Source organism: Desulfamplus magnetovallimortis (genome assembly GCF_900170035.1).
GTDB lineage: Bacteria > Desulfobacterota > Desulfobacteria > Desulfobacterales > Desulfobacteraceae > Desulfamplus > Desulfamplus magnetovallimortis.
In genome coordinates this window covers 1-14,563 of sequence record NZ_LT828556.1, presented here as the reverse complement: position 1 = coordinate 14,563, position 14,563 = coordinate 1, and the positions used below count along the sequence as shown (strand labels likewise).

The following is a 14,563-nucleotide window of genomic DNA, read 5'->3' as shown; positions in this document are numbered from 1 at the left end:
TGTATATCCTTGTCAAAACGAAACATGGGACCGGCAATCTTGTGGGATACAACAAGGGTCACAATCACCACAATCATGCCCACAATTGCAGTGGTAACCAAATTGGTTAAAATAACAGACCACATAATGGCATGTGATGTATTCTCTATAACAAGTCTTGAATTCATGAAACTTGTGGTAAGGGTACCCTGGCAGGTCATAAGGGTCAGCCCAATGGAGATACCACCCCCCAGTACAAGTATCAGCACAAACTTCATTATAAAATTTGTCTGAAATGATTTATTGATAAAGATTTTTCTGCGGACAAACTTCTGTGTTCCCTGTTGTGCCTGGCTCATGTCTTTGTGATTCCCTCCATTATGTAGTTATTTAACCTATGCTGGTGTGTTTACGCACTAAAAATCCACATTTTATTGCTTTTTCGGCATCTTTCATATCATCCCAAAAGTAGTTTACACTTTTTATGGAGAATCCTGATAAATGGGAATAGTATCCAGGAAAGTGTAAAGCGGGAAATGAAACATGCCGCTTTTTCAAAAGTTATTTCATTTGTCTGAATCACGGATTAAACGGATTAAAAGATTACACAGATTGAAAAAATCTGTGTAATCAGCGTAATCTGTGGCAATCCGTGATTTAGACAATGTTGACAAGTCTTACAAAATCATAGTTGTCAACTTTGAGGATCATAGGTATCCATTTTTAGTTACTCAGCGGCTTTTGCTGCCTCTTCAGAACCCATGTCAGAACCATTCTCCTGAATAAACGCTTCATTGATCTTGATTTTGGCAGTATCCCTTAATTTATCTGTCCACTCCTGGTTCATCGCTGCAATCCTTTTCCCGCTTATGGATTTTCTGATCCGATCTTCCACAGCTTCAAGAGGCTCATCATTGAAATGCTCCCTGTTTTCACTGTAAAATGCCTCTATCTCATCCTGTGTAACCAGCACATTTTCCCTGAATTCACGGTTTTTCAAATCCAGCAGGTGGCGAATCAGGGTACTTTCCCAATACTTTTCAATGGTACGAATAAAGGCATCTTTCTGATCCAGCTTAAGCTTTGATGCCTCCTGAATATAAAGCTCTTTCTGTATCAGATAATCCAGAAATTTCTTCCGGCTTCCCATGGTTATCTGAAACTCGGGATCCACCTCAGACTCAAATTTCATAAGTGCATTAAATTCCGGCAAAGTGATATCATACTCATTAATGGTTGCAACCACATCACCGGATTTAACAGCAGAAGCCGGTTCCCTGTTGGTGTCACACCCTCCGACAGTTCCCAATAACATAAGTAAAAAACTCCGATTTTCCATCTGATTTTCATCATCTCTAATGTCACCTTTTCTGGAGGAAAAACTCCAAATCATCATTTAAATACGTTAATATTCTCTGTTAAATCAACAGCATACCTTTATATATGCACAAAAACATCAGAGTCAAGAAGTAGTTTACCAGCTTATTTGTCCCTCAATACAGCAACTTCTTCCACACTAAGACCTGTTTTAATAGCTATTATTTTATCATCAACAACGGCAGCACAATGGGCGGTGGAGATTTCTTTTCTTTTCCGGCTGCTGCTTCAAGAAGAGTCGCCAGATCTTCACCATATACTCCAGCAACTGGAGATAAAGATATTGGTCATCATAGCTTTTATGCTCAAACAGAATGTACAGATAACCCTGAGTACCGGAGAGCTTTACTTTGTAGAGCATATCTGAAAAGTACAAAACTCTGCAAGGCAAGCACCGTCCTTGCCGGTTATTCCTGTAATCAATGCTTTTTTCATTTTGCAATATCATCCAACAAATGCAATGGAATGTCGATCTGCTCGTTGTTTAGAATTTTTTTCACTGAATCCACATCGACCTGGGCGATTGCAGCAATAACTTCTACAGGAAGCCCTTGTTTTTCAGCATTGCGAATTATGGCAACAATTGCCTTAATTCCTTTTTTCTGTCCTTTGACTTCCCCTTTGATTTCCCCTCTGATTTCCCCTTCTTTCCTAAGTTTTTCCGCTAAAGTCATGACATATCCTCCCTCTTTTTGAGTTAAGGCCAGCTCGACAATTTCTTTCATCGATTCCGTTGAGACATCCTCCCTCGTACCGAACAGATACCTCAACACAGCCTCCAGGCACTGCAATCCCGTTTCGCTATCCATGAGTTGTCTCAACAACGACAGTATTTCCGGTAGCTGTTCCCACAACTCCGGGCGTGACGGCATTCTCTCCATGGCCAGAATCTTCTGATATTCCTCGCGAATCTTGGAGACATCGTTTCCCACCGGTTGTTTTTCTTCTTGTACTTAACTTTATAATCACTTAATATTTGATGATAATTATTAACCAAAACCATATGGAGAACACCTATGAACGCTCTGCCTCAAGAAGCAACCCGAGTGACTCCGGAAGAGTATCTTGAACTTGAAAGAACTTCAGAAGTCAAATATGAATATTTTGATGGTGAGGTTTTTGCTATGGTAGGTGCCAGTTTGAATCATAACCGCATCAATCGAAATATGATCCAAAAAATAGGGATTCAGTTAGAGGGTTCCCCATGTGAGGCCCTTTCAAGTGACATGCGTGTCAAAATCGAAGCGCTTGAAAAGTACACCTATCCCGATATTGCGATGGTCTGCGGAGATGTCAACCTGGAAAAGAAAAAAGGACTCGACACTTTACTGAATCCCATTGTTATCATAGAGATACTTTCAAAATCCACGGAAGCGTATGATCGAGGGACAAAGTTCCAGCACTATCAACTTATCCCATCTCTACAGGAATACATTCTTGTCTCCCAGCATGATTGTCGAATTGAAAAATATGTGCGGGAAGCTGAAGGGAAGTGGATCTATTCCTTATACGGTGAGATGGGACAATCTATGACAATAGCGTCTATTGGGTGTGAACTGCTGCTTTCGGATATCTATTATCGGGTTGAATTTGAGTAAGAATCGACAAGTCCAGGCATAATTGATCTTGAAACGATGTACGCCCGATGCTGGCAGCGCATTGAATGCATCTTCATGTTCCGGTTCTATGATAATGAGCCAAAGTCATGACATATCCTCCCTCTTTTTGAGTCAAGGCCAGCTCCAAAATTTCTTTCATCGATTCCGTTGAGACGTCTTCCCTAGTACCGAACAGATATCTTACTCCTTCAGTGCTTGCAATCCAACCTCATGAGCTATGATCTGTTCCATCAGCTACTTGCGAAGCGCCAATGAGAGAAGGGTACTCATAACAGTCTGTTCCCCAAAAATTATCCGGGGTTAATTGAAATTGTTCCAATGCACGATTTAATGAAAAAAGCTCAATATTCGATGTTTTGACGTCATCCAATAACTGATCGATTTCCTGACGGTACTCTTTTTCCTCTTCAAATTCCAACGCATCACCCTTTCGGGGTGACAAGAAAAGGTCCTCACCCTGTCCATCACAAAACTCCATCGTTATTTTCTCGATTTTAAAAGGCTCTTCAGAAGAGAGCCACGTAAAAAATCGATATATATAATAACAGTCCCTGGGACGTCTTTGATCCCCGCAGATTGACCCCATGTCTACTTCAAGGGTAACTTGAGTCAGGTATTGAATCCAATCCAAAACGGAATACATCAGCCCGTAATTCTTCCATGGCCGAATATACTCTCCAATAAGGGCATATTCCTTTACCTTTTGAAAATCGGAGTCCACTTCATCGTCATTGAATATGACAGCATCATCACCTTCCAATTGTTTCGATAATAAACTGACATCTTCCGAAGACATCTGTTTAAACTGTACTTCTTCATCGCTAAAAATGAAGTATTTTTGTAAAATACTGTTTTCTGAAAACCTCTTTTTAAAATCGGCGTTGCCAATGGCATATCCCAACCGATAATCAGGTCGTTGTTCTAGCGGCATGTCAAGGCGTTTCCATCTCCATTGTGACAAAGGCCTCGATTCCTCACGGGCTCTTTGAAGCATAAATAGAAATATCGCTACGGAGAAATTTTCCGGAAGGCTCGCATACAGATCGACAAGCTGTTGACGCAGCATATCGTCAACATAATAAATGGGAAGACGCCCTTCTGTTTCATTTATTTTCTTAGCAAAGAATTCCCATTCGCAAAGTGCATTACCCGGGGTTGCATCACCCCATTTGTAAAACTGCAAAGAGAGTGTTATTTGTTTTGATGCGGGGTTGATCGTATAATATTCATACCAGCCTCTTGTCGACATGTTTCACACGTTTATATCCTTCGTATCTGACTGCTAAATTCCATAGGCGACGTCATGGGGGCCAACCAAGATGAACTTGAGGTTCCTGTCCGGCGTGTTACTGCAATCCGCGCAGCTCACCACGGCATCGTCGCCTTTTTTCCGGCATGCCTCACAATACAGGTAAATGATGATGAAATTGCGTTTCACCGGGCATGAATAAAACCCCTGCCAGTTCCCTTTTAACGGTTCACCCATGGTCATAGGATTTTCAATGATCATATCCACTTTTTTCCGGATCTGTTTTTTTATGGATGCGTGTTTTTTAACGGCTTTCAGGAATGCAGCTTCAAATCTTGTTTCCTTCAGTCTTCGAAGACCTCATCATATGAATGCCATTGTGCTGACCCGGTGCGTAGTTTGGTCTGGGCTTCTTCCATGGCCTGCTCAAAGGCGGGGTGGGCAAATATCTGTTCCACATACTCCCCCTCGACACGGCGTTTCAGGGTCAGCAGGCATTGCGTGACCATATCGGCAACCGATGTACGATTTTCAGCAGCAAAGACTTTGGCGAACTCGGCAAGATCCTGATCAAGGCTGACATTAAGGCGTGTTTTCGGCATATCCATTTCTCCTTTCGCTCTGTTTGTTCCTATGGTACACATAACGGGAACAGATGTCAATTAGACCGGATCTGACCATTTAATAAAACCTCATGTTTTTGAACATTGATCCTGCTATGAGTGCTCATTTTATCGAAAAGCCCCTCTCCATGAATGGATCCTCAAAATCGACACCTTACTGCATTTTAAGCAGCTATTGCATTTGTCTGAATCAGGATAAGCAGGATGAAAAGGATGCTCAGGATATAGCATCCTGCCTTATCTTGTTAATCTTGGGAATCCTGATTCAGACAGTGTTGACAAGGCTTACAAGATCATAGGTGTCGATTTTGAATATGGTAGTACCGGTGGATACGCCATTGATTATTGGAGCGAGTATGGAATGTTCAGGACATCTTTTTATGATTATTCCTGGACTGGAATATACGTCGCCATTCACAATCAAGCACAGGGTATTTGGGACTTTGGAAAAATGGTGAATTATTAGCTTCCGCTGATAATGTAAAAACCCTACCAGATTCGTATGAACCTGAAGAAGATGATTTTCTTCAATTTAAAACAGGATTGTATAACAAATGGTATGATTCTGAGATTAATCAATTAAGTATATATTTTGATGACATAGAGTTATATATCGGTGATGAGATAAGTGTAGAAAAAATATGCCCTGAATGTATTGATAGTACAAATGGAGAAAACATAACTCCCATTTCTGGTTTGCGATTGGATAAGGGTTAACCGCCTAATGCTTTTCTCCAAGTTTAAACTGCATACCTTGCATGATTCATTTCCAATTTTACACTTTCCGGAGAGAAAACTCTGAATAGCGGGAATCTCTTACAAAAAAGTGTAAAATACCTTTTGAGTCATATGAAGGATGCCCATACCTTGTACATTAGCTTGCCGTGTCACCGGCAAGCTTCTTGCTATGGTGAATCCTAATAATCAGCTATTTTCCTGATTTAAGGACTGACAAAAACGCAGATTGCGGGATCTCCACATTTCCCACCATCTTCATACGCTTCTTCCCTTTTTTCTGCTTTTCAAGAAGTTTTCGCTTTCGTGATATATCTCCGCCATAACACTTGGCTGTAACATCCTTTCTGTAGGCAGAGACAGTCTCCCTTGAGATGATCTTTCCTCCGATTGCCCCCTGGATTGCAATCTTAAACATCTGCCTTGGAATCTCCTCCCTGAGCTGCTTGCAGGCATGACGTGCCCGCTCCACAGCTTTTTCCCTGTGGACAAGCTGGGACAGAGCATCCACACGCTCCCCATTAACAAGAAAATCCAGTTTAACAAGGTCAGTGTCCTGATAGCCTGCTATTTCATAGTCAAATGATCCATACCCCTGGGTCACACTCTTGAGGCGGTCATAAAATTCATACACCACCTCAGCCAGGGGAAGCTCAAATTTCATCTCAATTCTGTTGCTTGTAAGATATTGGTAATTGGTGCTGACACCTCTGTGTTCAAGGCAAACCTGCATCACAGCGCCCATATACTTGTCAGGAATAATAATGGATGCCTTGATAAAGGGTTCCCGCGTCTTTTCAATTTCAGCAGGATCAGGGTAATGGGAAGGATTGTCAATGATTTTGACTTCTCCATCCTTTCCTGTAATTTCATACTGAACAGAAGGTGATGTGAGAATCAGGGAGATATCATACTCACGTTCAAGGCGCTCCTGTACCACTTCAAGATGAAGCAATCCTAAAAAACCGCAGCGATAACCAAAGCCAAGAGCAGCCGAGGCATCTTTTTCAAAAATCAGAGAAGCATCGTTAAGTTTAAGTTTTTCAAGGGCTTCGGAAAGCTCCTCATAGTCATCGGAAGCCACAGGATACATGGATGAAAAGACAACAGGATTAGGCTCTCTGAATCCTGGCATGGGAAGCTCACATGGCCTTGATGCCAGTGTAACCGTATCACCGCACTTGACATCGCTTATCATCTTGATGCCTGCAATAAGGTAACCCACCTGCCCTGCCTGAAGCTCCTCCATGGGCTTTCTGACAATCTGGAAAAGCCCAACCTCCTCCACCTTGTATGTGGCATTGTTTGACAGAAAAAGTATCCTGTCACCTTTTTGGACGGTTCCCTGAAAAACCCGTATATGAACAATGGTTCCCCTATAAGAGTCATAGTGGGAGTCAAATATCAACCCCTGAAAAGGTGCTTCTGCATCACCTGTAGGTGGTGGAATGAGCTTTACAGCAGATTCAAACACCTTTTCAACACCCTGACCTGTTTTAGCTGAAACAAGAAGAGCAGTTTCACTGTCAAGGCCGAGATCTTCATCAATCTGGTCTTTTACCAGATCTATCTCAGCAGACGGCAAATCTATTTTGTTAATAACCGGAATAATTGCAAGGTCATGTCCCATTGCCATATAGAGATTTGCAAGTGTCTGGGCTTCAACCCCCTGACTTGCATCAACCAGGATAAAGGCTCCTTCGCAGGATGCCAGAGCGCGGGAAACTTCATAGGAAAAATCCACATGACCAGGTGTATCAATAAGATTGAGGAGATACTCCCTGCCATCCTCTGCTGTATAAGGAAGAGATACAGTCTGACTTTTAATTGTAATGCCCCGCTCCCGCTCAATATCCATGGAGTCCAGAATCTGATCCTTAAAATCCCGTTCCGAAACAATGCCGGTGAGCTGAATCAACCTATCTGAAAGTGTTGATTTCCCATGATCAATATGGGCAATAATACTGAAATTTCTTATATTTTTTTCTTGACAGCCAAATTCACCTCAAACAAAGAGTTGACAGTTGATCTTTATATCTATAAAATTTTTAACTTATCATTAAACGGGCGTGACTATCATTCAGCCCCCCATAGATGGAAATTTGTATCCATTTCCACGGTAAAGGTTTATGTATTTATCAGGTAGCCTGCAAAGAGTCAAGCTTGACAACTTGCGGGCAGAATTTTTTAACATCCGGTAAAATAAGCTCCGGGTGTAATTTTAAAAAAAATCAGGGATGTGAATGGACACTTCGATTCTAATTGTTGATGACGACGATGCCATCAGAAATACGGCTGAAGAATTTCTTGAATATTCAGGCTACTCAACAGTATCCACATCAAGTGCCGAAGACGCCCTTGCAATCCTGAAGGTATTTCAACCGGACATTGTGCTTACCGATATCTCTATGCAGGGCATGAACGGTCTTGAGCTAACAAGGCTTATAAAAGATAGATACCCTGTAGAAGTTATTGTCATGACAGGATACATTGCAGAGCATTCATATGAAGAGGCTGTAAATGCCGGCGCCAGCGATTTTATCTTTAAACCATTTCGTTTTGAAGAGCTGCACCTGAGAATAAAACGCGTAATCAAGGAGATGAACCTCAAACGACGTAATGCTGAAATGATAAAAAAGCTAGAAGAACTTGCTGTCACAGACGGTCTGACAGGTCTTTATAACCAGCGACATTTTTACGATCAACTCAACACTGAAATTGAAAGACATATGAGGTACCACGCCCCTCTGTCACTTATGCTTTTTGATATTGACTGCTTCAAACAATTCAATGATACATATGGTCATATTGAGGGAGACAAAGTAATAGTAAGTCTTGCAAAGGTAACCAAATCATGCATGAGAAGTCTTGATACAGCATATCGTTATGGTGGAGAGGAGTTCACTGTAATTTTGCCGGAAACTGACCTGAGACAGGCAGCCATTGTAGGTGAAAGGTTGAGAGCAACCTTTGAACAGGAAAGATTTCACCCTGCACAAACTCTCCATGCACAGATACCAGCATCAGGCTTACCAGCCAACATGCATAATAAGTCAAAGATCAACTCCGAGTCAGAGGAACTTTTAAACAACGCCACCAATGTTAATGAAAATGCAGAAAAGACCTCCCAAAATGATCATGCAAAGATAACCGTATCCTCAACAATCAGCATAGGAGTTACCCAGTTTACTAAAAGTGACACCATAACAACCTTTATCAAAAGAGCTGATATGGCCATGTATAAATCAAAGGATAGAGGCAGAAACCGGCTCACAACCCTGCCGGCACTGCCTCAAGAGTGATTTAAAGATTTTTTGGTAGTGTCATAAAAGTGTTGATATCTTTTTGTGAAAGCCCTGCTGAATCAAGGTTTGTGAAGAGCTCATCAACATATTTGGGACACCACCTAAAAATCGTGTATTATGCTTTCATTTTTTTGATACGTTCAAGGTTGGATTTTAAAGTATCACTTTTTTCCTGTAGCATCTGTTGCTGCTCTTTAACCTTTTCCACCACATCATCCGGAGCCTTGTCCAGAAAACTTTCATTACTCAAACGTTTGGAAACAGATATAAGTTCTTTTGTAACTTTTCCGATCTCTTTTTCCAGTCTCTGCTCCTCTTTTTCAAAATCAATCACACCTTTAAGTGAGACATAGATTGTGGTTGCCTTTACAACAGCAGTTGCACATGATGGTGGTACACTGTCTGTCTCTGAAAGGTAGAGAGATTCTAACCTTGCAAGATTTTTGACCAAACCACTATTCTCGCGGATCAAGCGCTGCTCCTCACCATCCTCGGTGCAAAAAGTCACATTTAGCTGCATGGCAGGCTGAATATTCATCTCTCCACGAATATTGCGAACAGAAGAGACAAGATCAAATACAAAACTCATCTGCTGTTCAATATCAGTATTTCTGAAACGCTGCCCTGTTATGTTGCAATCAGGATACCTGGCTTCCATGATTGAACCTGTAACCATGGGCAAGGCATTCCAAATCTCTTCTGTTACAAAAGGCATAAAAGGATGGAGCATAAGAAGAATATCTTTGAGTACCTTGCCAAGAACAGTTTTCACAGCAATACGCCTTGCCCTGCCCTCTTTTTCATAAAGAGCAGGCTTTGCAGCTTCAAGATACCAGTCACAAAACTCATGCCAGATAAACTGATATATGGCTCCGGCTGCCTCGTTAAAACGGTAGTTTTCAATTCCTGCCCTTACCGCGGCCGCAGTTGCACAGCTTCTCGACAAAATCCACTTTTCTGTAATGGAGCATGAGCTCTCCATTGAGGCAATACAGTCAGCACTGCAACAGCAATTTCCAGAATCAGTTTTATTTATCCCTCCATCCGGCTCTTGTGAAACAGCAATTTTATCTGCTTCACCTCCACAACCATCACTCTTATAAATCTGACCACCTGGGGTTGCATCCTGATCCTGACATTTCAGATTCATTTCATTTGCAGGTAGAGAAGAAGCATTTTCATGCCCATCACCATTTTCTTTGTCATCTTTAAAATGAATCATTGCAAAACGCGCTGCATTCCAGAGCTTATTAACAAAGTGGCGATACCCTTCAACACGCTCCTGGGACATTCTGACATCCCTTCCCTGTGCTGCAAAGACAGCAAGGGTAAAACGAAATGCATCTGCTCCATATTCATCAATAACTTTCAGAGGATCAATAACATTGCCTTTTGACTTGCTCATCTTCTTGCCATGTTCATCCCGTACAAGTGCATGAATATAGACATCCTTAAATGGTATCTCACCCATAAATCGGGTTCCCATCATCATCATTCGGGCAACCCAGAAAAAGAGAATATCAAACCCTGTCACAAGAACATTTGTGGGGTAAAATGTTTTAAGTAGCTCTGTATCTTCTGGCCATCCCATGGTTGAAAAAGGCCACAAAGCACTGCTGAACCAGGTATCAAGCACATCACTTTCCTGAACAATATCACTTGAGCCACAAAGAGAGCATTTATCAGGGTCAACCTCTTCCACCATTATTTGGTCACATTCTAAACATTTCCATACAGGAATTCTATGCCCCCACCAAATCTGACGGGATATGCACCAGTCCTGAATATTGTCCAGCCAGTCGAAGTAGGTCTTTGCCCAGTTTGCAGGAATAATCCTTGTTTTTCCATCCCTTACAGCATCAGCAGCAACCTTTGCAAGGGGGCCGGCCTTCACAAACCATTGCTTTGAAAGAGATGGCTCAACCACAGTTTTACATCTATAACAGTGTCCTACACTATTTTTAAGGGGTTCAGTCTTTACTATAAGTCCCAGATCTTCCAGCTCCTTTACAGCCTTTTTACGACACTCGAAACGATCCAGACCTTTAAACTTCTCACCTGCCTGTTCGGTCATGATACCGTCATCATCAATAACCTTGATTCGCTCAAGTCCATGGGTTTCGCCAAGATTAAAATCATTGGGATCATGGGCGGGAGTCACTTTCAATGCACCTGTGCCAAAAGCTGTATCAACATAGCCATCCTTAATAACAGGTATTATCCGGTCAGTCAGAGGAAGGCGAACCTTGGTTTCAGTGAGAGATTTATAGCGTTCATCATCAGGATTGATGGCAACAGCAGTATCTCCAAACATTGTTTCAGGGCGGGTTGTTGCAACCACAAGTCCTTCTTTCCCGCCTGAACTGCCCTCAAAAGGATACCTTATGTAATAAAGAAAACTGTCATGTTCTTCATGATCAACTTCAAGGTCGGCAAGGGCAGTACGACACCTTGGACACCAGTTGATGATATACTGTCCCTGATAAATGAGACCATCACGATAGAGTCTGACAAAAACCTTTCTTACGGCATCGGATAGCCCCTGGTCCATTGTAAAACGTTCCCTGTCCCAGTCACAGGATGCACCGAGGCGCTTTAATTGATTTATAATGGCTCCGCCTGACTCCTCACGCCATTTCCAGACAGCCTCTACAAATTTTTCCCTTCCAAGCTGATCCCTTGTAATCCCCTGATTTGCAAGATTTTTCTCAACAACATTCTGGGTTGCAATGCCGGCATGATCGGTTCCTGGCATCCACAGAACATTATCACCGCAAAGACGTCTGTAACGGCACATGATATCCTGTATGGTAATGTTCAGCGCGTGTCCCATGTGAAGCACACCTGTTACATTTGGTGGTGGAATCACTATGGAAAAAGCTTTTTGATCACTTTTATCCTGTGCTGCAAAAAAACCTTTTTCCAGCCAGTAACGGTACCATTTCTCTTCAATCCCGGATGGTTCATATCCTTTTTCAAGAGACTCAGAACTCATAGACTAACTCCTAAAACATTGGGAATCAACGGTATTTCCACCCAATATAGCCACCACAGTCAGGCCATATCAAAAAAAAGCAGAAAAGAACTACAGATATTCCCGATTAATTAAAAAGGGGATGACCATCATCCCCTGAGTTAAAACAGAATATTAATCTGTCAATGATTTGTTTAAGACGCTATACTTTAATTATTACAATTACTCTATCTGAAAACATATAAACCCTCATGATCGCAAGGGCATCACAACGAAACATAAAAATCGTTACATATCAGCATGTCATGGAGACTTTCCAATAAATATAACTACAATGGAAGAAACATTTACTACAACTAAGGATTACACAAAAACCCCCCAGAACCAGAAGTTATACATCTTCTTCAAGATCCTTTAATATGCTTTGTCTCAACTGTTCCAGCTTACGGGTCAAGACCTTTTCCATAACCCTTGTAAAAAGAGAGTCAAGCTTTTTACCATATTTCTCTTCAATCATCCTTTCAATCATCTCCTCAAGGTGACTTTCCGAAAAAGTCAGATCATTTTTTTCACCAGATGCAGAAAGTCTGCCAGGTTCAACCACATCCACAAGATCAATCGGCTCATCATCAACATCATCACCTGAGACAGAAGTCTCATCAACCTTTTTTGAGAGTCTGACTGGGAGTTGCGGGTTATCTGAAGCGCTCTCTGCGGATACTCCGGAATCAGCCTTGACAATATCTGTCAATTCGATCAACTCATCATCGGAGTCAACAGCGCCGTTTTCAAAGTCAAGCTCAACATTGTCAACATCTTCTTCATCAGATGAAACAAGATCGTCAACAAAATCAATTACATCACTTCCAGAATCATCGGCATCGGCATCTTCTTCAAGATTCATTAAGTCGTCGTCAAAGTCAATTGAACCCTCTTCAAAATCAATGGCATTTTCATCAAACTCAATGTCGTTTTTTCCAACGTCATCAAGATCTTCGTCAAAATCAATGAGATCGTCTTCAAAATCAACAGATTCCAAGTCACCTTTGCCCTTGTCTGTCAAATCAGTCATAAAGCCCCCTGTACAGTGAAATGCCCGATTCTGCCTGCATCATTCTTATCCCAAATGTCAAATCGAAAATATCAAAGGGTTTACAGCGTGTCAAGAGCTTTGACTTTTGACGGAAATATGCTAATCTTGATTTTATGCACAGATTTTACATTGACAAAAATAACATCAAAGGTACCCATGCCATTATAACAGGCCAGGATTCAAGACATCTTGCCAGTGTAATGAGACTTGGAAGTGGAGATATGGTTGAGCTTGCAGACGGCAACGGTTGCCATTATTTGGCAAGGGTTGAATCCACATCAGCAGGCCAAACTGATCTCACCATTTTGAAAACCTCCCATCTTAAGGCTGAATCAATGGCATACATAGCCATTGCCCAGGGTGTGCTCAAGGATAAAAAGATGGATACTCTTCTGCGTCAACTCACGGAACTTGGCATAATGGAGTGGATGCCTTTTTTTGCAAAAAGATCCGTTCCGGTGCCAGCTCCGAAAAAGGATGGTGCCAGGGTAGAAAGATGGCAAAAAATCGCACAGGAGGCAATGAAGCAATGCGGCAGAAGTGTGCTGCCCAAAATAAATCCGCCCTCTTCCTTTGATGACATAATGACCATATCCAGACAGTATGACAAAAAAATACTCTTTTGGGAAAGGTCAGAGTCCCCTCTTGACCTTTTAAGGAAAAAGGAAGAGTCATCAGAAACAAGATCTCTTAAAATATTGATAATGACAGGCCCTGAAGGAGGTTTTTCAGAGGATGAGGCCAAAACTGCAACTGAAAACGGTTTTATATCTCTCTCAATGGGACCCAGAATATTAAGAGCTGAAACAGCAACTGTTACAGCCTGTGCCCTGGTTCAAAATATTTTTGGAGACCTTGGCAAAAAAGAATAAAAACTGCTTGACACCTGAAATAAATTCACATATAAAGGCGATGTTTTTGAGCAAGCCCAGGTAGCTCAGTTGGTAGAGCAGGGGACTGAAAATCCCCGTGTCAGCAGTTCAATTCTGTTCCTGGGCACCAGTAAAATTTAAGGGTTTAGCCAATTTGGTTAGACCCTTTTTTTATTGGTGGTGCCCAAAGATATTATGAACAAATGCCTTCAAGATATTTTGTGATTTTTTCAACAAAATTACGTATATGAATGATTTTGGCATCAATTATATTGGTCATCTTCTGTTGCCCTAATTTTAATTGCTAAACTTGTTATTCTGAATGAAAGCATCCAAATCCTGATAATCGATGAACATCTTTTTTCCAACCTGTACATATGCCAATTGGCCGTCCCATATTTGACTTCTCCAGAACCACTCAGTTGCGCCTACTAAAGCAACCAATTCCTTAATGGAGTCAGCCGATTTACTGGATTACTGCGATTTGATTGTTTTGTAGCCATTGATGTACACTCCATTTATCAGGACGGATGATGGCGTATCCCCCACCCATTATTGATGATTAAACGCCTGCCGTCGAGTGTGTCTATCCTTCTGTAATTAAAACAATTAAATTTTCACCCTGATTTTCTATGAAAAAGTTCCACTCGATTATCGTGATCGCTCTCATTCAATTGCTCCAGGTTAAGGTTGATAGAACTAATATACTCAAAATCGACATCTTATTGCTTTTTCCG

General features: G+C 41.6%; 14 protein-coding genes, 1 tRNA gene and 1 pseudogene. 6 read left to right on the top strand and 10 right to left on the bottom strand.

Annotation, left to right across the window (positions count from 1 at the left end):
* From MTBBW1_RS28645 to MTBBW1_RS21545, 4 genes are all read right to left on the bottom strand, one after another.
* On the bottom strand, positions 1–338 hold a 338-nt coding region (locus tag MTBBW1_RS28645), incomplete at its 3' end, for a hypothetical protein (protein WP_186441621.1).
* A 368-nt stretch (positions 339–706) separates the two neighbouring features.
* Positions 707–1,294 carry a SurA N-terminal domain-containing protein gene (locus tag MTBBW1_RS21555; RefSeq protein ID WP_139786854.1) on the bottom strand — a complete coding sequence of 196 codons (588 nt, stop codon included), beginning with the start codon at positions 1,292–1,294 and terminating at the stop codon, positions 707–709.
* A gap of 234 nt (positions 1,295–1,528) precedes the next feature.
* Positions 1,529–1,717: an Rpn family recombination-promoting nuclease/putative transposase gene (locus MTBBW1_RS21550; protein WP_245809514.1), complete on the bottom strand. Its 189-nt coding sequence runs from the start codon at positions 1,715–1,717 to the stop codon at positions 1,529–1,531.
* Between the two features lie 70 nt (positions 1,718–1,787).
* Complete coding sequence (locus tag MTBBW1_RS21545) at positions 1,788–2,288, bottom strand: RpnC/YadD family protein (RefSeq protein ID WP_139786853.1); 501 nt, start codon at positions 2,286–2,288, stop codon at positions 1,788–1,790.
* 84 nt (positions 2,289–2,372) lie between these two features.
* Here MTBBW1_RS21545 and MTBBW1_RS21540 point away from each other — a divergent pair, with 84 nt between their 5' ends.
* On the top strand, positions 2,373–2,954 hold the full coding sequence (locus MTBBW1_RS21540; RefSeq protein ID WP_080807038.1) for a Uma2 family endonuclease: 582 nt from the start codon (positions 2,373–2,375) through the stop codon (positions 2,952–2,954).
* 229 nt (positions 2,955–3,183) lie between these two features.
* On the opposite strand, the gene MTBBW1_RS21535 is transcribed toward MTBBW1_RS21540, so the two are convergent.
* Positions 3,184–4,224 carry a hypothetical protein gene (locus MTBBW1_RS21535; RefSeq protein WP_080807036.1) on the bottom strand — a complete coding sequence of 347 codons (1,041 nt, stop codon included), beginning with the start codon at positions 4,222–4,224 and terminating at the stop codon, positions 3,184–3,186.
* A 54-nt stretch (positions 4,225–4,278) separates the two neighbouring features.
* Between MTBBW1_RS21535 and MTBBW1_RS29775 the strand changes: the two genes are divergently transcribed.
* Positions 4,279–4,422: a hypothetical protein gene (locus MTBBW1_RS29775; RefSeq protein WP_245809509.1), complete on the top strand. Its 144-nt coding sequence runs from the start codon at positions 4,279–4,281 to the stop codon at positions 4,420–4,422.
* Positions 4,423–4,434: 12 nt separating this feature from the next.
* Here the strand turns inward: MTBBW1_RS29775 and MTBBW1_RS29770 are convergent.
* Positions 4,435–4,503 (bottom strand): annotated as a pseudogene (locus tag MTBBW1_RS29770) (hypothetical protein); the annotation flags it as partial.
* A 65-nt stretch (positions 4,504–4,568) separates the two neighbouring features.
* Positions 4,569–4,826 (bottom strand): DUF6364 family protein, encoded by a 258-nt coding sequence (locus MTBBW1_RS21525; RefSeq protein ID WP_080807031.1) that lies wholly within the window; start codon positions 4,824–4,826, stop codon positions 4,569–4,571.
* 456 nt (positions 4,827–5,282) lie between these two features.
* On the opposite strand from MTBBW1_RS21525, the gene MTBBW1_RS21515 reads away from it, so the two are divergent.
* Positions 5,283–5,564 (top strand): polysaccharide lyase family protein, encoded by a 282-nt coding sequence (locus tag MTBBW1_RS21515; protein WP_080807026.1) that lies wholly within the window; start codon positions 5,283–5,285, stop codon positions 5,562–5,564.
* Positions 5,565–5,775: 211 nt separating this feature from the next.
* Here MTBBW1_RS21515 and lepA read toward each other — a convergent pair whose 3' ends face one another.
* Entirely contained in the window at positions 5,776–7,560 is a 1,785-nt protein-coding gene (gene lepA, locus MTBBW1_RS21510) for a translation elongation factor 4 (RefSeq protein WP_080807024.1), read from the bottom strand.
* 265 nt (positions 7,561–7,825) lie between these two features.
* On the opposite strand from lepA, the gene MTBBW1_RS21500 reads away from it, so the two are divergent.
* Complete coding sequence (locus MTBBW1_RS21500) at positions 7,826–8,884, top strand: GGDEF domain-containing response regulator (protein WP_080807019.1); 1,059 nt, start codon at positions 7,826–7,828, stop codon at positions 8,882–8,884.
* Between the two features lie 118 nt (positions 8,885–9,002).
* Here MTBBW1_RS21500 and MTBBW1_RS21495 read toward each other — a convergent pair whose 3' ends face one another.
* Positions 9,003–11,882: a valine--tRNA ligase gene (locus tag MTBBW1_RS21495; protein WP_080807018.1), complete on the bottom strand. Its 2,880-nt coding sequence runs from the start codon at positions 11,880–11,882 to the stop codon at positions 9,003–9,005.
* A gap of 370 nt (positions 11,883–12,252) precedes the next feature.
* Positions 12,253–12,933 (bottom strand): hypothetical protein, encoded by a 681-nt coding sequence (locus MTBBW1_RS21490; protein ID WP_080807016.1) that lies wholly within the window; start codon positions 12,931–12,933, stop codon positions 12,253–12,255.
* Positions 12,934–13,067: 134 nt separating this feature from the next.
* Between MTBBW1_RS21490 and MTBBW1_RS21485 the strand changes: the two genes are divergently transcribed.
* Complete coding sequence (locus tag MTBBW1_RS21485) at positions 13,068–13,826, top strand: RsmE family RNA methyltransferase (RefSeq protein ID WP_080807014.1); 759 nt, start codon at positions 13,068–13,070, stop codon at positions 13,824–13,826.
* Between the two features lie 54 nt (positions 13,827–13,880).
* Positions 13,881–13,956: transfer RNA gene (locus tag MTBBW1_RS21480), tRNA-Phe, on the top strand.
* Positions 13,957–14,563: the final 607 nt, after the last annotated feature.

Bases quoted from the DNA above. Each gene is read 5' to 3' on its own strand.
- MTBBW1_RS21555 (WP_139786854.1), bottom strand. From the start codon at position 1,294: ATGTTATTGGGAACTGTCGGAGGGTGTGACACCAACAGGGAACCGGCT.
- MTBBW1_RS21550 (WP_245809514.1), bottom strand. From the start codon at position 1,717: ATGCTCTACAAAGTAAAGCTCTCCGGTACTCAGGGTTATCTGTACATT.
- MTBBW1_RS21540 (WP_080807038.1), top strand. From the start codon at position 2,373: ATGAACGCTCTGCCTCAAGAAGCAACCCGAGTGACTCCGGAAGAGTAT.
- MTBBW1_RS21535 (WP_080807036.1), bottom strand. From the start codon at position 4,224: ATGTCGACAAGAGGCTGGTATGAATATTATACGATCAACCCCGCATCA.
- MTBBW1_RS29775 (WP_245809509.1), top strand. From the start codon at position 4,279: ATGGGGGCCAACCAAGATGAACTTGAGGTTCCTGTCCGGCGTGTTACT.
- MTBBW1_RS21525 (WP_080807031.1), bottom strand. From the start codon at position 4,826: ATGCCGAAAACACGCCTTAATGTCAGCCTTGATCAGGATCTTGCCGAG.
- MTBBW1_RS21500 (WP_080807019.1), top strand. From the start codon at position 7,826: ATGGACACTTCGATTCTAATTGTTGATGACGACGATGCCATCAGAAAT.
- MTBBW1_RS21495 (WP_080807018.1), bottom strand. From the start codon at position 11,882: ATGAGTTCTGAGTCTCTTGAAAAAGGATATGAACCATCCGGGATTGAA.
- MTBBW1_RS21490 (WP_080807016.1), bottom strand. From the start codon at position 12,933: ATGACTGATTTGACAGACAAGGGCAAAGGTGACTTGGAATCTGTTGAT.
- MTBBW1_RS21485 (WP_080807014.1), top strand. From the start codon at position 13,068: ATGCACAGATTTTACATTGACAAAAATAACATCAAAGGTACCCATGCC.